General features: G+C 51.3%; 14 protein-coding genes. 8 read left to right on the top strand and 6 right to left on the bottom strand.

What is annotated here, in order from left to right; genetic code table 11:
• Positions 1–21: 21 nt before the first annotated feature.
• On the bottom strand, positions 22–1,275 hold the full coding sequence (locus HBA55_RS02430; RefSeq protein WP_166986550.1) for a metal-dependent hydrolase family protein: 1,254 nt from the start codon (positions 1,273–1,275) through the stop codon (positions 22–24).
• 258 nt (positions 1,276–1,533) lie between these two features.
• Here HBA55_RS02430 and HBA55_RS02425 point away from each other — a divergent pair, with 258 nt between their 5' ends.
• Both HBA55_RS02425 and HBA55_RS02420 read left to right on the top strand, forming a co-directional pair.
• Positions 1,534–2,805, top strand: a complete 1,272-nt coding sequence (locus HBA55_RS02425; protein WP_166986548.1) for a serine hydrolase — start codon at positions 1,534–1,536, stop codon at positions 2,803–2,805.
• Positions 2,806–2,913: 108 nt separating this feature from the next.
• Complete coding sequence (locus HBA55_RS02420; protein ID WP_166986544.1) at positions 2,914–4,425, top strand: amidohydrolase family protein; 1,512 nt, start codon at positions 2,914–2,916, stop codon at positions 4,423–4,425.
• Positions 4,426–4,436: 11 nt separating this feature from the next.
• Here the strand turns inward: HBA55_RS02420 and HBA55_RS02415 are convergent, their stop codons facing one another.
• Positions 4,437–4,694 carry a hypothetical protein gene (locus HBA55_RS02415; protein ID WP_166986541.1) on the bottom strand — a complete coding sequence of 86 codons (258 nt, stop codon included), beginning with the start codon at positions 4,692–4,694 and terminating at the stop codon, positions 4,437–4,439.
• 90 nt (positions 4,695–4,784) lie between these two features.
• On the opposite strand from HBA55_RS02415, the gene HBA55_RS02410 reads away from it, so the two are divergent.
• Together HBA55_RS02410 and HBA55_RS02405 are read left to right on the top strand one after the other, a co-directional pair.
• A complete protein-coding gene (locus tag HBA55_RS02410) occupies positions 4,785–6,581 on the top strand; it encodes an acyl-CoA dehydrogenase C-terminal domain-containing protein (protein ID WP_166986538.1) in 1,797 nt (598 codons plus the stop codon).
• A 350-nt stretch (positions 6,582–6,931) separates the two neighbouring features.
• Positions 6,932–8,878: a S41 family peptidase gene (locus HBA55_RS02405; protein WP_166986535.1), complete on the top strand. Its 1,947-nt coding sequence runs from the start codon at positions 6,932–6,934 to the stop codon at positions 8,876–8,878.
• Between the two features lie 602 nt (positions 8,879–9,480).
• Here the strand turns inward: HBA55_RS02405 and HBA55_RS02400 are convergent.
• The 3 genes from HBA55_RS02400 to HBA55_RS02390 form a co-directional block, all read right to left on the bottom strand.
• Positions 9,481–10,656 carry an MFS transporter gene (locus tag HBA55_RS02400; protein ID WP_166986532.1) on the bottom strand — a complete coding sequence of 392 codons (1,176 nt, stop codon included), beginning with the start codon at positions 10,654–10,656 and terminating at the stop codon, positions 9,481–9,483.
• 195 nt (positions 10,657–10,851) lie between these two features.
• Positions 10,852–11,856, bottom strand: a complete 1,005-nt coding sequence (locus tag HBA55_RS02395; RefSeq protein WP_166986529.1) for an LLM class flavin-dependent oxidoreductase — start codon at positions 11,854–11,856, stop codon at positions 10,852–10,854.
• A 53-nt stretch (positions 11,857–11,909) separates the two neighbouring features.
• Positions 11,910–12,935, bottom strand: a complete 1,026-nt coding sequence (locus HBA55_RS02390) for an LLM class flavin-dependent oxidoreductase (RefSeq protein WP_166986527.1) — start codon at positions 12,933–12,935, stop codon at positions 11,910–11,912.
• Positions 12,936–13,142: 207 nt separating this feature from the next.
• Between HBA55_RS02390 and HBA55_RS02385 the strand changes: the two genes are divergently transcribed.
• From HBA55_RS02385 to cofH, 4 genes are all read left to right on the top strand, one after another.
• Positions 13,143–13,556, top strand: coding sequence for a GFA family protein (locus HBA55_RS02385; RefSeq protein WP_166986524.1), 414 nt, complete (start codon positions 13,143–13,145; stop codon positions 13,554–13,556).
• A 72-nt stretch (positions 13,557–13,628) separates the two neighbouring features.
• Positions 13,629–14,060: an ester cyclase gene (locus HBA55_RS02380; protein WP_166986521.1), complete on the top strand. Its 432-nt coding sequence runs from the start codon at positions 13,629–13,631 to the stop codon at positions 14,058–14,060.
• 54 nt (positions 14,061–14,114) lie between these two features.
• Positions 14,115–14,771 (top strand): NADPH-dependent F420 reductase, encoded by a 657-nt coding sequence (gene npdG, locus HBA55_RS02375; RefSeq protein ID WP_166986518.1) that lies wholly within the window; start codon positions 14,115–14,117, stop codon positions 14,769–14,771.
• A 79-nt stretch (positions 14,772–14,850) separates the two neighbouring features.
• Positions 14,851–17,898 carry a 5-amino-6-(D-ribitylamino)uracil--L-tyrosine 4-hydroxyphenyl transferase CofH gene (gene cofH, locus HBA55_RS02370; protein ID WP_166986515.1) on the top strand — a complete coding sequence of 1,016 codons (3,048 nt, stop codon included), beginning with the start codon at positions 14,851–14,853 and terminating at the stop codon, positions 17,896–17,898.
• A 42-nt stretch (positions 17,899–17,940) separates the two neighbouring features.
• Here the strand turns inward: cofH and HBA55_RS02365 are convergent, their stop codons facing one another.
• The gene (locus HBA55_RS02365) at positions 17,941–18,420 is read right to left on the bottom strand and encodes an Lrp/AsnC family transcriptional regulator (RefSeq protein WP_166986512.1); all 480 of its coding nucleotides are present in this window, start codon (positions 18,418–18,420) and stop codon (positions 17,941–17,943) included.
• Between the last annotated feature and the right edge of the window lie 16 nt (positions 18,421–18,436).

The raw sequence follows: 18,436 nt of genomic DNA, 5'->3' as shown, positions 1-18,436 counted from the left end.
CTCTCTATATCATGTTGAGTACTATCTGAGGGGCAAGTAGATCCTTCCCTCTTTCATCACGAATTGGGCACTTTCCATCGCCTGGATATCCTTCAGCGGGTTGCCTGTAACAGCGATGATGTCTGCCCTCAAGCCAGGGGCCAGTCGACCTCGGTCTTCGACACCCAGCAACTTTGCCGCGTTCAACGTAGCGGAGCGAATAGCGTTGATGGGGGACATGCCGTGGTTTACCAGAACGGCGAACTGTTTGCCATTGTCTCCATGGGGGATGACTCCGGTATCAGTACCGTAGGCGATGGGTACCTGCTCGCGTATGGCCAGCTCCAGGCCGGCATAGGCTTCCCGTCCAATAACGGCCGCTTTCTTGCGAATGTCGTCGGGCACGCTGGTCAGATCAAAAGTCTCAATCAGATAAACGGTAGGCACCAGGAAAGTGCCGTTCTTTTTCATAGCGCGGGCGATCTTGCGGGTCATGATCGTGCCATGCTCAATGGAGTCCACTCCGGCCTCTACAGCAGCCAGAATACCGTTGATGCCATGAGCATGGGCGGCTACTTTGACGCCCTGGCGACTTGCTTCGGCCACGATAGTGTGAAGCTCTTCATCGCTGTACTGCTGGTTGCCGACCGAGGCTCCCCTGGACATGACACCCGCTGTGGCACAGGTTTTGATCACCTTGGCACCATGTTTAATCTGGTAGCGAATCGCCCTGAGTATAGCTTCTTTGCCGTCCGCGACGCCTTGTTCCGGTCCCTTCTCCGCAACTTCGGGAACCAGACCCGTAACATCGCAATGGCCACCGGTAATACCAACGGCGTGAGCTGAGGGAAAAATGTCTGGCCCTTCGATAATACCGCTGTTGATGGCCCGCATGACAGCAACATCCGCAAAACCACCAGCCCCCAGGTCGCGAATGGTGGTAAAGCCGGCGTGCAGCGTTTTTTGAGCATTGCGGGCGCCGCGCAGGGCGGCGTCGGTAGGTGCCTGGGTAACCGGTGCATGGCCCCAATCGTCCATCATTTCCTGGGTAATATGGGTATGCATATCGATTAATCCCGGCAGCAGGGTGGCATCACCCAGTGCCACGATCTCGGCGGATTCCGGGAGTTGATCGGGATTAACGGCGACGATTTGCTTGTCCTTGACCACAACCACGCCGGGGCTGAGCAACTTGCCGGTTTCGACATCCAGCAGCCGGTCGGCCGTCAGTACCAGTGTGTTGTTGGCACTGCTAACAGCGGCGGACAGCGTCGCGGCGAGGATGAAACTTAACATTCGATGGAATGCCTTCATTGATTCTGCTCTCATGTTTGTCAAAAATTGGTACTGGTATCCATACTGCCCCGTTCGTTCAGCAGACGCCCCCCCCGATCGTGGGGGGCTAGATGCTATGTAGGGAGGAAGAGAAAGCCCCCCCTAGAACCGGGGGGGAAGCCATACGGCAGGTTGTTAAAGTAACGCACAACACGCAGGTTATGTTGACTTGCGGCTGGCCCCTGACGGGATGATGGTTAGAACCCTGGAGACTAATAAGTGTCGACTTTTATAACCGTTGCAAGAAAAGGCGCTAAATGGGGCGCCATATTGTTGATCGCTGTGATACTCATGATTGGAGGCTATCTGACTCCATTCTTTGTGCTGGGGCCCGAGCCGCTCGAGCCTCCCCAGAACGTAGACTCTATCGAGCAATTGGATCGCTACTTCGCAGCCATGGTGGAAGAACAGCAGCCACCGGCGATGGATGTAACGGTTCTGCAAGGTGGCAAGACGGTATTTGCCAAGGCGTATGGCCTGGCAGATGGCATCACTGGCGCTGCGGCGACCTCCGAGCATGTCTATCACTTCTGGTCCATGACCAAGAGTTTTACGGCAGTAGCCATCTTCCAACTGATTGAAGCGGGCAAGCTGTCACTGCACGACCCGATTACCACCTATTTGCCGGGTTTTGTGCCGATTGATCAATCCGGAAATCCGGTAGAGGTCACGGTCGACCACGTTCTTAGTCACAGCTCCGGACTGCCCGATTTCTTCTTCGATATGTATAAATGGCTGCATTATCCGGGTGAGCCCCGCGTGGGTGAAACCCGTATGGTCAATGAACGGCTGCAGGATTATCGCACCGTGGCCTGGGAACCGGGCAGCCAGAGTGAGTACACCAACATCAATTATGTGCTTCTGGGAGCGATTATTGAGGCGGTGACCGGCGGGACTTATGAGGACTATGTGCGGCAGGAAATTCTCGGACCACTGAAGATGGAAACTACCGACTTTGTTTATCGAGCGGACATGCTGGACAAGGCGGCCGTGGGAACCCAGACCCACTACAGTTTCTACACGGCAATGGTCGAACTCATGGGCCCTGCCGGTGGTCTCGACGGCATCACGCAAAAGCGAATCGACGACAGACACTGGTTGAAGTATATGTACACCGACTATGCGGCCTCAACCTCATTGATCGGTACCGGCGCGGACATGAGCCGGTTTGGTCAAATGCTGTTGAACCAGGGAGAGCTTGATGGCGTCCGCATCCTGTCCAAAGAAAACGCCAAAAATGTGATCTATGGAGGCCGATTGCCCGGCTACAAAGAGGAAGTCAGGGCGGGTAAAAGGGATCTCGCCCTGGGCTATGGCACCAAAACCTGGGTTGATCAAGGGGTGGAACTGGTGGGTCACGGAGGTGGTGGGCCGGGTTACGCACTGCAGTACTTTGTCGTCCCGGAAAAAGAGCTTGTGGTGGTGGTGTTGACCAACAGCTCCATGGCCAGGGCAGATAAGTTGTCCAAGCTGGTTGCGTCTGTGTTTTGAGATGACCCTCAAATTACCCCGGTTGCGATCAGCAACAGGTATTGATCAGTCAAGAATTACAGTCAGGAATTAGTACCTGGTTTCAATTCCTGCGGCGGAAAGTTACGAATGAGATACAAACGGTTAACAAAGACAGCCATTATCGGCATTGTTGGTACATTATTGTGCTCAGCTCTTGTAAGTGCACAAGCGCCTTCGGCGTTTGATCTTGTTATTCTCAACGGTCGTGTTATGGACCCGGAAACAGGGCATGATGCTGTTAAAAATGTGGCGGTGCGAGATGGAAAAATCGCTGCTATCACTTCCCGGGCTCTCAAAGGCAACCAGACCATTGACGCCCAAGGTTTGGTGGTCGCCCCCGGTTTTATCGATCTGCATAATCACAGCCAGAATGCCGATGGCTATCGACGATCTGTCCAGGACGGGGTGACCACTTCCCTGGAGTTGGAGGTTGGCGTGTTTCCGGTGGCTCGGTGGTATCAACAGCGAACTCACCAGGCGCCGATCAACTATGGGGCTTCCGTCAGCCATCCCCTGGTGAGGGCACTGGCGTTTGATGCCATAGACCCTGCAGCGTTGACGGGTGCCTCCGAGCATGATCTGCAGTCCGTACGAGACCAAAAACAATGGTCAGTCGCTAACGCGACACCGGAGCAGCATGCGAAGGTAAAGCAACTGCTTCACCAGGGACTGAAAGAAGGAGGCTTGGGAATCGGCTATCACCTGGTCTATACCCCGGGTTCGAATGTAGCGGAAATGCTGGATTTGTACGAATTTTCTGCCCGGCAGCAGGTGACCAATTTCGTTCATATTCGATCTCTGGGGCAGGTATCTCCGATCCAGTCAGGTCACGAGATCGTACACGCGGCAGCCACAACCGGCGCTTCGATTCATGTGGTGCATATCAACAGCAGTGGCCTGTGGGAGACCAGGGAGCTGCTGAACATTTTGTCCGAAGCCCAAAAGAATGGGGTCGATGTGTCCACCGAAGTCTATCCATACAATGCCGCACCCTCCAACCTTACAGATCCGCGGATTACCCGCGAAGGTGGCCTGGCGATATTCCGCATCGACTACAGCGATCTGGAGCTGCTTGAAAGCGGGGAACGACTAACGCAGGCGAGCTTTATGGAACTCAAGCGCAACAAACCGGAAACCGAGGTGATCGCCCATATCATGTCTCAGGATAATGTAGATATGGCGGTTGCTCACCCCATGGTCATGATTGCCAGTGACAGCGTGGATCTCAGCAATGGCAAGGGGCATCCGCGCGGCGCGGCGACCTACGCGCATATACTGGGGCACTACGTGCGGGAAAACGGGAGCCTGACCCTTATGCAGGCGCTGCGCAAAATGTCATTGCTACCAGCACAGCGTCTGCAAAAATCCGTTCCTCAAATGAGACTTCGTGGCCGGCTTCAGGAAGGAATGATTGCCGATATCACGATCTTTGATACCCAGCGGATAGCGGGCAAGGCGGACTATATAAAGGCAGACCTGCCTTCTGCAGGTATTTCTCATGTTATCGTCAATGGCACACCGGTTGTTGCTGACTATCAGCTGCTGGAAAAGGTATATCCCGGTTTACCCATTCGTCGTACGCAGCCAGTGGCGAACTGATATCGACGCGGCTACATCAGCAAGGTATTGAATGAGGTGAATGCCATAAAACCAGGGGGGCCGGCCTGCGCTTCTTGAACGGCCCATAGAAGCGCCCCAACCAGGGAAATGGCAACAATCGCTGCGGCTTGCTTAAATGTAGTCATCACGGATATCGCCTCTTGCGTCAGTAACGTCGCATTTCCGTGTAGCTTAGAGGAGTGATACTTTTTTGCCCCCTCAAAAATGGGGGGGGAGGGGGGAATGGTCATCTTTTTAACGAGATACATTGCCCTTCCCCTGCTATTAGGGGGGGATGTCTCGCAGGATGGCCGGTAAATTGACTGCATAAACCCTGCCCTCAGAGCGAGCAAATTGCAATGACCGACTACAAAGCGCCCCTTCGAGATATAGAGTTCGTCATGAACGATCTCCTGGATTTTGAACAACACTATCAGGCAATGGGTTACGAAGAGGCCACTGCGGAACTGGTAACCGCAATTCTGGAAGAGGGCGCCAAGTTCGCCGAACGGGTGCTGGCACCTCTCAACAGCGTGGGGGATCAACAGGGCTGTCAGTGGAGTGACGGAGAAGTCACCACCCCCGAGGGCTTCCGAGACGCTTATCAACAATACGTGGCTGCCGGGTGGCCGGCAATGGACCATGATCCGTCGCTGGGTGGTCAGGGGTTGCCACAATCTCTTCACTCCGTGCTCAATGAATTTATCGGTACCGCAAACTTCTCCTGGAGCATGTATGCCTCATTGTCGCACGGGGCCGCCCACACCATACAAGCCCACGCCAGTGAAGCCGTCAAGTCAATCTATCTGCCCAAGCTGGTTGAAGGAAGCTGGACAGGCACCATGTGCCTGACGGAGCCCCATTGCGGCACGGATCTGGGGCTGCTGCGCAGTCAGGCATCTCCCAATGGCGACGGCTCCTATAATATTCAGGGAACCAAAATATTCATTTCTGCCGGTGAGCACGATATGGCGAACAATATTGTTCACGTCGCTCTGGCTCGTCTGCCGGATGCACCGGAAGGCTCGAGGGGCATATCGTTGTTTGTGGTACCCAAGTTCCTGCCGGACGCTGACGGTAACCCGGGGCAGCGCAATCGCCTGAGTTGTGGTTCGCTGGAACACAAGATGGGGCTCAAAGGGAGTGCGACCTGCGTTATGAACTTTGACGGCGCCACAGGTTTCCTGATCGGTCAACCTCACAAGGGACTCAAATGCATGTTCACCTTTATGGGGATCATGCGATTGGGCACCGCCTTACAAGGGGTCATGCATGCTGAACTGGGCTATCAAAAGTCACTCGGCTATGCACGAGAGCGACTGCAGATGCGTTCATTGTCGGGAGTCAAGAGCCCCGATACAGCAGCGGACCCGATTATCGTTCACCCCGATGTACGCAGAATGTTGCTGACGCAAAAAGCATTTGCCGAAGGGGGCAGAATGCTGGTCGCTTTCTGTGCGCAGCAGGCTGATATTCTCAAGCGCAGCAACAACAAGGGCGATAGCCTCAATGCAGAAGCACTGTTGGCGTTGCTGACTCCCATAGGTAAAGGATTTCTGACGGAGGCAGGGTTTGAAGCGGCCAACTTGGCGCTGCAGTGTTTTGGTGGCCACGGCTATATTCAAGAGTGGGGCGTGGAGCAAAATGTCCGGGACAGCCGCATTGCAACAATTTACGAGGGCACTACCGGCATCCAGGCCCTGGATCTCTTGGGGCGTAAGGTGGTGGGCAGCGGGCTCGAGAATCTGATGCAGTTTACCCAGCTGGCAAAGCAGTTCTGTAATCGCCATGCGGACAATGAGAACCTCACTGAGTTTGTTGAACCGCTCGAATGTTCCATTCATGAGTGGGAGAGTGTATCAACCGCTATCTCGGAGAGATCCGCCGGAAACCCGGATGAGTTAGGGGCCGCCTCGGTTGACTACCTGATGTTCTCGGGCTATGTGGTGCTCGCCTATTTCTGGGCAAAGGCAGCGGCGGTAGCCAGCGAAAAGCTGGCGTCAGGAAACAGTGAGGCTGGATTTTACCGAGCCAAGTTGTTAACGGCGAAATTCTACTTCGAGCGGATCTTGCCAAGGACGTGTGCGCACCTCAAGATGATGCACTCTGGCTCGGCCAATCTGATGGCATTGGAAAGCGAAGAATTTGCCTACTAAAACAAAAGACAGCTTTATGCACTCTAGTCAGTTAACGTGACTGTTGGATGGTGGATGATCAAGCAAAGATGACTGCTCAAAAGCCTTTTTTGAGGCACCTTCTGCTCTGCTTTGCGCTTCTGTGTACAACCCCGGCTGGTGCACAGCAGCTGGCTCACAACATAGCACCATTTGGCGCAAGTATAGATAATGTCAAAAGCAAACTGTTCGGGAGATGCGACCACCTAAGAATTCAGACCAATCAAAACAGAATCGATGAAAGCGCCGCTACAGAGCGACAATTGGAATGCTCGGGCTTTCTGTACCTGGGGCAAAAGCGATCTGTCCAATTGATATTCAGTGATGATCGTTTGGATCTGGTTCACATTTTCAATATTCGCAAGCCATTTCCCGATTTGAAACACCGTCTTGAGACTGAATATGGAGGCTTGAACGCGTTGGGCAATGGCGACATCAGCACCGACACACTGGACTATTTTTCCAAAGCAGGTGTTGCCCTGCACCGGTTTCCGATGAAGATATCCTTTATTTCTCCCAGGATAAAAACTCGCTACCAAAAATATCTGAATTCACTCACACCTAACAGGGTAAGATCTGATCTAACCAAAGAGCAATGGTTGCAAGACCTGCGGCAATTGGATTCTTTCATTCGCAACGATCATGTCAATCCATTCTGGTCCAGGGGCGAGTCCGGCTATAGGTCACTTGTCGATGAGGTTGAAGACTACATCGAATCAACGGGGGCTGTTGACCCCCACGTCGTGAACAGCTACTTCAATGCACTGGTTGCTTATATTAACGACGGGCATTCCTACATAGTCAATAATCGAGAACGTTTTGGATTCTATTCTTTTGGCGTCGAGTGGTTTGAAAATGGCCTGTTTCTGACTCGCGTGGATGAACAGTATGAACACCTGTTGGGGGCGAAGATTACGGCGTTTGACGCAATGCCCGTGGCAGAAGCGGCTCGCCGAATGGCCAGGCAAATTCCAGCCGTCAATGAATCCGGCTACAGGAATCACTCCAGGTTCGTATACCACTACGCTGGATTGCTGAAGGCGGTTGGTATAGCGGAATCGGACAAACAAGTAACCCTGTCTCTAATTTTGTCGGACGGTGAACGTACAAGCCATCGTTTTCAAAAAGAACAGCGGTCAATCGGTGAAGTGAACTTTAAAACTCTCCAGGATCTGAAGGGACCCAAGCCACTCTATCTGCTAAATTCGGGGAAGTCCCGATGGTTTGAATACCTGGATAAGGACAAAACGCTCTATGTTTACTACGGGTCAGCTTTAGAGCGGACCAAGGGGGAAATCGCGACATTCAGTGGTCAGGTATTACAAGCGATAGATGAGTTTTACCCTCAAAAACTGATTGTCGATGTCCGTAATAACGGAGGTGGGAATTCCCATCTTAATGCCCTGTTGATCAACGGTATCGCTGAACGCAAGAGTATAAACCAGCGCGGGAAACTGTTTGTTATTACAGGTCGAAACACATTCTCCGCGGCAATCAATTTCTCGGGGAATATGGAGATCAAAACCCGGACGCTATTTGCGGGAGAGAAGGTGGGAGACAGAGCCTCTTTTGCTGGCGAGGCCGGTCCACAGGCGAAATACCTTTTACCCAATTCACGTACCATCGTTAGCTTATCGTTCTCTGAGTGGATCAGCACCTACGATAACGACGGGCGCGACGCCATTGCTTTGGATATTCCCGTCACCACTGCAATGCAAGATATCCTGGAGGGGAGGGATCCAGTTCTAGAAGCAGTGCTTGCTTATAAAACAACACCTCAATCTGGCATTACCCTGTCGGAAACTGCGGCACATGGCTGGATTGGTCGTTACGATTTCAGCCCGGACAAAGCCCTTAAGATTTATCTGGCCGATGGGCAGTTGCAGATGGAGGTTACCGAAACGGTGTTTTCATCGCTTTATCCTGTTGATGATAGAGAAGTGCTAACGGACATGTCTGGCGTTAAACTCCGGCTTCGTGAAGACAAGATGTTAGAGTGGCATCAATTGGGCAGTCCTATTCGGGTTCTTAAGCCACTCAGTGAGCAACAGCAGAAGCCACTGGAATTGTTGGTCAACGGGCACTTCGAACAGGCTAAAAATGCTTATCTGAATATCTATAAGCAACAACCCGATCTACTATCCATTCGCGGCAACAGTTTGGGACTTTTGGCGAGCCACCTGTCAGCCCGCTATGGTAATACCAAGTTCAGCTATCAGCTGCGTGAAATCGCTGAGGCCATGCACGGGCAATTTATCTATAGCTGGCTGCAAAGGTAGATGGTAATGTCTGTGGTGGTGAGACAGGTGAATTTCGATCTTGAGTGGCGTGTCAGTTCTTCGGTTGAAATAAGGTGCTTTGGGGAGATTTGAGGTTAGTTATTATGGAGTATGGTAAAAACGGCTGAATCGAGGAGACAAATTCTGCGCGACAAATCAACGACACAGACCCAAAATCGCTTATAAATCAACGGTCTTCAAGTCCGGCCTCCGGTACCAAACGCCCACACTTACCACTTCGAAGACTCGAAATACACTGTGAAATATGGGTTTTCTGGCAAAAATCGATCACATCCATAGCTTATGGAACTACTCCCTTTTTCTGCATATCCCCCGTGTGCAAGCGGTACCTGGTGCTACTGGTTGGGTTCATATGGAGCAAGTCTAAAGATTCCTCTGAAATTCAACAGGGATAATGTTTTCCGAATGGAAGGGAATTCTGTCATTGCGGAATATTAGGAAAAGCAAATTCCTGTTGACAGTGGAACCAACGCGGTCATAAATACAAGGCTTGTAATTAGCACGTGGGCTTCACAGTTCAGCGCCTTTCCGTTGCACAAAAAAGGGCTCGTAAGAGCCCCAAAGCTCACAGTTACAAGAAACTAACAGGCGGCAGCAGGGCTGGGGCCTGTCTGATCACTCGACTTCAGTGCCTTTAGCACATAGATCATCAGCAGTAAGGCGGCAAAGGCGAAACCGCCGGTCATCCAGCCCACGGCGGTGTATGACCCGTCAACTATGATCATGCCTGCCAGGAGAGGTCCAGCAGCAAAAGCCAGAGGGCCTACCACTCCTGACAAGGTGGTCCAAGAACCCTGTTCGTCCAGCGTTGAGAGAGTGCCAAGGAAATAAGGCGTCAAAAACAGAATAGCCATATTCAATGGCAGCAAGCTCACACTGTATACGGTAACGGTTTCTGCGTAGCTGAGGCCAATATTGGATGCCGCCAATAACAGTAGGACAATCGTCATGGGAAGAAGTCTCCCGAAGCGATCGCTGATTATCGCTGCTAGAAGAGCCCCTAACAGCCCCATTCCGGTAGACGCGCTGAGCAGTAGGCCGATGGTTTCCGATGACACACCGATGCTTACCCCGATCCTCTCAGTAAATACCCACATGGCGATGTCGGACGTGGACATAAGGGCAAAGGCCGTCAGTGCCATTATGCCAAGGTAAAAATTGGGAAATCGGATTTTCCTTGTCTCGGTACTGTTCGTTGGCCCTGTGCTTGGTTGGACTGGGAAATAGGAAACCGCCGGAAACCATAAAAGAATCACTGCTATTACGCTCAATATTCCCGCTTTATAGCCCCAAGCGTCTGTTAGATAGGGTAACGAGGCAACCAGCAGCATGGTAAAAACGCTCACTGCAATTTGCGCCACTGCAAATATCCGGTCGGGTTTCTGTGCATGCGCCGCCAGTGCATTACCCGCAGCGAGCGTAGCCCCTTCTCCAACCCCGGCGAGTGTGCGGGCGAATATGAATAGCCAAAGTGAATCGGTGGCGATGGAAAGCCCATGTCCCAGCACCGCTGTGACACAACCCAGCAGTGCAATATGCCGTAGGTTGAGCACACCGACTTTACCGGAAAGTAGAATGGAGGAAGCGGCTATGCCGACCAGCTCCATACTGATAATAAGTCCTATCTCGGTTTCTGAAACGTTCAAGCCTGCCATGATGGAGCCAACAAGCATTGGCATGGTAAATGCTGAAATATAGCCTAATACGTAGCTAGCAGATACCGGGGCATAGAGGCTGCGATCTTTCGATAATGCCATTTTAGGAGTCTACCTCATTGTTGAAATGCAGTACAAAGCGTTCGCGTAATTAAGATGTAATGCCCAAAGCGCCCAATTAATGACGGCATCAATAATCAGATGCTTTGGAATACCTCGGGTCTTACTCCATATTGCAATCTCAGCGTGACGGCTGCCGAATAACATTACAGCAAGGCGTTCACAAGAGAATGCTGTTTAAAGAGCCTTTAGCCCTGGCATCACTTCTTTGGCAAAAAACCGCAGCCCCTTCATTGTGTTCTCATAACTATTCTCGCTGATAGTATCGGGACACATGACGATTTCATCAATCCCCATATCCAGCGTGCGCTTTTTGAGGGCCTCGACACAACCGCTGGCCGGACCGACATAGGACAGAACCAAGTCCTTGTGTTCATCAAGCATATCCTCGGTTTTCTTTCCAATCTGGCGGGCGCGCTCTTCCAGAACCCTGTCCAGCTGATCTGGTCCGACTTCTTCGTCCGTAAACATAATGGCACACAACCTACCTTTTTTGATCTGATTATAGTCGCGGCCAAGGTCCTCACAGTGACTCTTCAGCGCATCGAGCGCGCCCTGTGCAATTGAGTCGTCCCCGCCGATCAAGTTGACGCGATCGGCAAACTCTGCAGACAAGCGGGTGAGGAACTTTTTACTCTTGAAGGCAATTTGGATTTCTGGCCTGGGTTTGCTGACGGGTTTCGGGTAGTTCACCATCTTGTTGACGGTGTAGTACTGGCCTTCTAGGCTGCTTCGCTCATTTTTCCAGAGGGAGTCCAGGATGCGAACCTCCTCCTCCAACCTTGCCGCCCGCCCCATGCCGGATAAATTGGGCTCTCCTAACGCCGCTCTCTGGTCAGGTGAATTCCCGGCACCCATACTGACGGTCAGGCGGCCCTTGGATATGGTGTCAACGATGCTGGTCATTTTGGCGAACAGCGCGGGGTGACGCCGGCCCGCCGGTGATACCAGGGAGCCGATGCGCATTCGGCTGGTTGAATCCGCCATGATGGGTAGAATCGTCCAGGGGTCGTAAACCTCAACCTGGCTCTGCGCGTTTTCAACATCGTCGTCAAAATAGTGAGGGAAGAGGTCGTCCCCCATATAGCACGCATCGAATCCCAACTCCTCAATTTCCTTCCAGCCCGCTTTCAGCTGCTCAAAGCTCCAGCCCCAACCGACCATTAAAGTAGATACTTCCATTAAGGCATCCTCATAAACAATTTGGTGATATATGGATTGTTTCCTGACAGTCGCTAGTCTTTTAACTTGGGCAATATGTCGGAGGCAAACCTTTGCACGTCTTCCATGGTATTCAAGCCGTGAATGATGACCTGTTCATAGGTGTTGCCGGCAATCTCTTTCAGTTCGTCGACAATCTCATCGGGCGTGCCAATCACATGGCGTTCAGTTACTCTTGAATAGATGCTGTGTTTGTCATCACTGGCTTTGACTCGTTGATGCTGCATGTCCAGCGTGGCTGCCCTTTCCTGTGCGAGCTCTTCAGGGCTGCCTATAACGTGAGGGAATGATCCGTCCGCTTGCGTGGGTAATGAAGATGGATTGAACGTTCCATCGGTCATGATGACATTGACGCTGCGCGACTTGGGTATAGCGTGGTAATCTCTTCCAATTTCCGCGCAGTGTTCCTCGACCAGCGCCAAGAGTTCGGCAGAAGCCCGATCACTGGCGTTGTACACGTTGATCGCATCTGCTTGTTCAGCGGCCAATTTTGGCATGACTTTTCTGCCCATCACCAGACCGACCCATACAGGGATATGGGGATTCTGGTGCGGTTTGGGATCAGCCGTGGCTTCGGCAAGTGTATAGTACTCACCCTCGAAATTGACAGCCTTTTCAGTCCACATCCGCTTGAGGATCTCGATTTCCTCACTCAGGTATTTTACGCGCTCAGACGCTTTGGGGTAGGTCTGTCCCCAGGGAACAAAGTAGATGGGATCGTCGCCAGACCCTATAGCAAGATCAAGTCGCCCCTTGCTGATCTGATCAATACAGGCGGTCATTTTAGCCAACAATCCGGGATTTCTGCGTCGGCAGGGGGTGACCATCGGGCCCATTCTGATGTTGTCGGTGATTTCGGCCAAAATGGATAGTACCGTCCAGGTTTCCCACACATCAAGCATATTGCCATCCATATCGGGATAGACGCCGTTGTCCATCATCCATCCGGCATCAAAACCGAGTTTATCCACGGTTAGCCAATATTCTTTTACCTTCTCCCAGCTCCAGTTAATACCGTGTTGGTAGACGCCTACTTTCATGTCTGTTTCCTCTGATATCCGTTGTTAAAAGAGTTGATTGATGAATCTCTGTCTTTGTGGAAACGATATTGGCACTAATAATGTATTCCTTCAACTGAAAAAGTTAACTAAATGACTTGAAGAAACTAATATAGCGTTATAAGGTGAGTCTCACGATTGAAAATAGTTTCTGGATTCGTTGGCCGTTGTGGCGCTTGGAGGGATTTAATGACTCAAGATAAGAGTATTACTGGAGGGTGCCTGTGTGGTGGCGTCCGTTATGAGGTCAGCGAACCTCTTTTTGATGCAGGGAACTGTCATTGTTCCATGTGTCGTAAGTTTTCAGGCTCTGCTTTTTCTACTTCTGCAAGGGTAAATTCCGATAGTTTTCAGTGGCTTAGCGGTGAGGGTCTGTTGTCTCGTTATCACTCTTCGCCCGAAGCCTACCGCCTTTTTTGTCGTCAGTGTGGCTCAAGCCTGGCGGTTATGGAGGGTGAAAAGGTCAGTTTTGTCTTCCTGGGAAGCGTTTCCCAAGACCCCGGTGTACGCCCGGCTGAGCATATTTTCGTGGGTAGCCAGGCGCCGTGGTATGACATAGCGGACAACCTGCTTCAATACAAGGGGTGGCCGGCGGAAGATTGATTTCGGTGCTGATTCAGTCAACGGATCAGCGGTAGTGCAAATGCACTTTTCTTATAAGTGAGTAATAAATTTATGACAAATTTAAATAAAGATGCCTTGGAAATTGTCAAAAGTATGTTCAGTGCGGAAACACTGGAGCAAGGCTTTGAGATTGTCGCGGATGATGTCGTTGTCTATGACTGGACCATGCGTGCCGAGGTCCATGGGAAAGAGGAGCTTATGGAAAAGATTTTGAGACCTTCAGACATAGCTTTTGCCGATGGTGAGTTTGATATCAAAGCTATGTTCGCGGGTGATAATGGCATGGTGGTCTTGGACGCGATATTCAAGGCCAGATTTGTAGCAGATTACAAAGGCATTGCTGCCCACGGTAAGAATGTCGCCTGGAAAATGCGAGACATGTTCGCCGTCGAAAATGGGAAAGTCACACATATGTGGTATGCCAGCGACACGCTGGAGATGGCCAAGTCATTGGGCGCTGTTGACGATGCGCTATTAACCTAGGTCGCCGGTTTATCGACATAATCTTCAGTTGGCAAAATTAGCAGGTATCTAAGCATGAATAAGAGCGTTATTTCGGTGTTGGGTGGAACGGGGGATCTCGGTGGCGGGCTGGTATACCGTTGGGCTAAAGCCGGTTACAAGATTATTATTGGCTCGAGGATAGAGGATAGAGCCATTGAAGCGGCAAACGCCGTGAGGCAGCGTTTACCCGAAGCCGAAGTAAAGGGCTGCGATAATCTGGCCGCTGCTGCTGAGGGTGACGTAGTGGTCGTCTCTGTGCCTTTCTCACACCAGGCTGCCTTGCTGGCAGAGGTTAGGGCGGCGGTGCAAGGCAAGATTGTGATTGATACGACTGTGTGCCTTGCACCGCCCAAAGTGGGCACTGTCAGTATTCCAGAAGCAGGTAGTGCGGGAATGATTGCGCAAGATACACTGGGTGAAAATGTAAAAGTGGTTTCAGCGTTTCAAAATATTGCTGCGGCACATTTGAATAGTGATCACAAAATTCAGTGTGATGTCTTGGTGTGTGGTAACGATAAAGAAGCGCGCTCGTTGGTGATAGAGCTCGCCCGGGACGCGGGAATGAATGCCTGGCACGCTGGCAATATCAACAACAGCATTGCGGTAGAAGGTATGACGTCGATTCTTATAACACTAAATAAGGCATACAAGATTCCCGGTGCAGGTATTGTTGTAACTACGGGAAAATAGGGCGGCAACAGAGTTAAGTCTATCCAGATGTTGCTTGCGAGAATATTTGTGTGAAGAAAAAGTGGTTGAGGTTATATAAATGTGGGCAATAGTACCGGTTAAATCCTTCGGTAGCTACAAAACGCGGTTGTCAAGCGTGTTGTCTGAAGATCAGAGAAGGGAGTTTATGCAGGCCATGTGTAAGGATGTGGTCGATGAGCTGAACGCTCTTGAATTTGTTGATCGAGTGAAAGTGGTCTGCTCCAATAGCGACTTCTTTCAACTACCTTTACCGGAGGGGTGCGAGTTGCTCGCCTTGCCGCAGGATAGGGACCTCAATAGCGCAATCTCTGCCGCTCTCGAAGATGCCGCGTCTGCTGGAGTTGAGCGCGCAATGGTTGTTCATGCTGATTTGCCATTGATTGATTCCCGAGAGCTATCTGCCATTGTTCACGAGGCTGAAGGAGCCGAGTTGGTGTTAGTACCCTGTGCCGACAATGAAGGGACCAATGCGATACTGGTTGATACTGGTTGTGGATTTAGTCCGTCTTATGGCAGGAACAGTTTTCAATGTCATTTGGAGGCGGCCACTGCGGTTGGTCTCAGAGTCAAGGTGATACGCTCAAAAGCTCTGGGTGTCGACATTGATACGCCTGAGCAATTGGAGAAATTGATTAAGGTGTTGGTTAATGATAGCCAATACCATAATCGATCGACCTATCAGTTATTAGAAAAGTATAGCCTGGCAGCAGAGGTTAAGGACGTTATCCTTGCCGCTGAAGCTGGTGACGTGATCAGCGACGAGCAGTCGCTGTCGTTGGCAACAGCCATTGATACGCAGTCCTTGATGGCTGTCGCGGGTCGATTGCGGGACCAGGGCTTTGGCAATTATGTGACCTACTCGAAAAAAGTCTTTATTCCGTTGACCCATCTATGTCGCGATGTCTGCCACTATTGTACCTTTGCCAAAGTACCTAACCAGAGCAGCTACCTCTACATGAGTGAGGAACAGGTTCTGGAAGTGGCTCGCCAGGGGGCGGACCTGGGGTGTAAGGAGGCGCTCTTGACCTTGGGCGAAAAGCCGGAGTTGCGCTATAGCGCGGCTCGCAAGGCGTTAGCGGAAATGGGCTTTAAGACCACCTTGGAATATGTGGCCCATATGGCGAAACGGATTCATCAGGAAACCGGCTTACTACCACACATCAATGCAGGCTGCATGGATGAGGAAGAGGTTGATATGCTCAGGCGGGTCTCCGCATCGATGGGCATTATGCTCGAGTCCGCATCGGAGCGGCTGTGCGAAAAAGGCATGCCTCATTACGGATCGCCGGACAAAGAACCCTCAGTTCGCCTGCAGTCGATTGAGCGTGCGGGAAAGAAGAGGGTGCCTTTTACGACAGGTATCCTGATAGGTATTGGCGAAACCCGCTATGAACGAATCGAATCGCTACTGAGTATTCGTCAACTGCATCAGCAGTACGGTCATATTCAAGAGGTCATTGTTCAAAATTTCCGTGCCAAGCCCGGCACCAAAATGGCCATAAGTGTAGAGCCTGATGATAACGAGTTGTTATGGACTATAGCAGTAGCTCGACTTATTTTTGGCGCTGGAATGAGTATTCAGGTGCCTCCCAATCTGAACCGCGATTCACTGGCCAGCCTTATCAATGCAGGCATAAACGATTGGGGGGGGCTCTCCCCCTTGACCCCGGATTTTGTGAATCCCGAGGCGCCCTGGCCTCAGCTTTCTTCTTTGGCAAACAAAACGGCCGCTGCGGGCAAGTGGCTTCACGAGCGATTGACTGTTTATCCGGACTATGTTCGGGTAATGGATCAGTGGTGCGACAACAACATGCGTCCAGGTATTCTGCGCTATGCTGATGGTGAAGGTTACGCTTCCGAGTACGACTGGTTGAGTGGAGTAAGCGATATAGTTCCCACAGAGCTTTATCGGTTGCTCGATGGTGCCGCGGAACTGGGAAATCTAGCCGTTACCGTTGAAGTTCAGCGGGTTCTTGAGAAAGTCGAAAAGCAGGGGGATACGCTGACGCAAGCTGAGATTGTGACACTCTTCTCGGCCCGCGGTAAGGACTTTCAGGCTGTCTGTTCGGCCGCTGATAAGTTGCGTAGAACCACAAATGGCGAACAGGTTACCTACGTCGTTAACCGAAATATTAACTATACCAATATTTGTGGTTATCACTGTACATTTTGCGCATTTTCCAAGGGTAAAGTGCAAGAAGAACTCAGGGAAAAGCCCTATAACCTGAGTTTGGAGGAAATCCAGACCAGAGCATTAGACGCAAAGTCGCAGGGCGCAACGGAGGTCTGCTTGCAGGGGGGGATTCACCCTTCCTACGATGGACACACCTACATCAATATTTGTAACGCCATTCACCAGGTTGCACCCGATCTGCATATCCACGCATTTTCGCCTTTGGAAGTAATGCATGGGGCGCAATCCCTGGGGTTGGATCTGAACACCTTCCTGTCGGAATTAAAAAGCAAGGGGCTGAAGTCTCTTCCTGGCACTGCCGCAGAGATATTGTGTGATGATGTACGTGAAATTCTCTGTCCCGACAAAATCAATACTCAGCAGTGGCTAACGGTGATGCGCGAAGCCCATGCACTAGGTATACCCACTACCGCCACCATTATGTTCGGTCACGTGGATAATTATTCCCATTGGGCCCGGCATTTGTTGGCTATTCTGGACCTTCAGAAGGAGACAATGGGGTTTACCGAGTTTGTGCCTCTGCCGTTTGTGGCCCATGAGGCGCCCATTTATAAGCGTGGTCTGTCCCGTAGAGGGCCGAGTTTACGGGAGTCACTTCTAATGCACGCTGTCTCACGTTTGGTTCTCAATCCCTACATTACCAACATACAGGCATCCTGGGTGAAACTGGGGCCACAAGGGGCGAGATTAGCGCTGTCGGCTGGTGTCAATGATATGGGAGGGGTGCTGATGAATGAGAGTATTACTCGAGCTGCTGGAGCCAGCCACGGTCAGCAAATGACGGCATCTGTGCTCGCTAACCTTATTCGAGCTGCAGGCAGACTGCCGGCCCAAAGAACTACCTTGTATGAGGTGTTAGAAGCAAGTGCTCAAAGCTGTGACGAGAGCGTTATCTCTGCGGTATTGCTGTAGCTATTCTTCGGTATTGCTGTGGCTATCAAGCTGGCCCTGAGTTCAGCTCGGGCCAGCGCCATAGGCGATCTTATAATTCTCCATGATAATGTTGGTGGATATTTCCGTGATCTCCTTGATTGGCTTAATTTCCTCAATAATAATTCTTGAAAGTTCTTTATTGTCGGCGGCGAGAACATCGACGATAATGTCGAATTTTCCGGCGGTAATATTGACATACTCGGTTTCGGGTATGTCGGCCAATTTTCGGGCTACCTTCCTTAGGTCGCCTTGAGCATTGATGCCAATGGTCGCGCTGCTATTGATGCCAAATGCTTCCTGATTGACTACGACGGAAATCGTAAAGATGTTGTTCTCCCGCAGGCGGTTAACTCGCTGTCTGACAGCTGCTTCAGAAAGACCAACATTTTGTCCAAGAATACGATAGGACATTCGTCCATCGCCCCGAAGCTGTCGAATGATCTCCTTGTCAATATCGTCGATAGAATATTGATCACGAGGTTGGCTGGCTTTTTTTGACATTCTGTTGGACATCCTT

The sequence above is a fragment of the Pseudomaricurvus alkylphenolicus genome (assembly GCF_011683955.1).
Lineage (GTDB): Bacteria > Pseudomonadota > Gammaproteobacteria > Pseudomonadales > Cellvibrionaceae > Pseudomaricurvus > Pseudomaricurvus alkylphenolicus.
The sequence above is the reverse complement of the archived record's forward strand: the minus strand, read 5'-3'. Positions and strand labels throughout refer to the sequence as shown.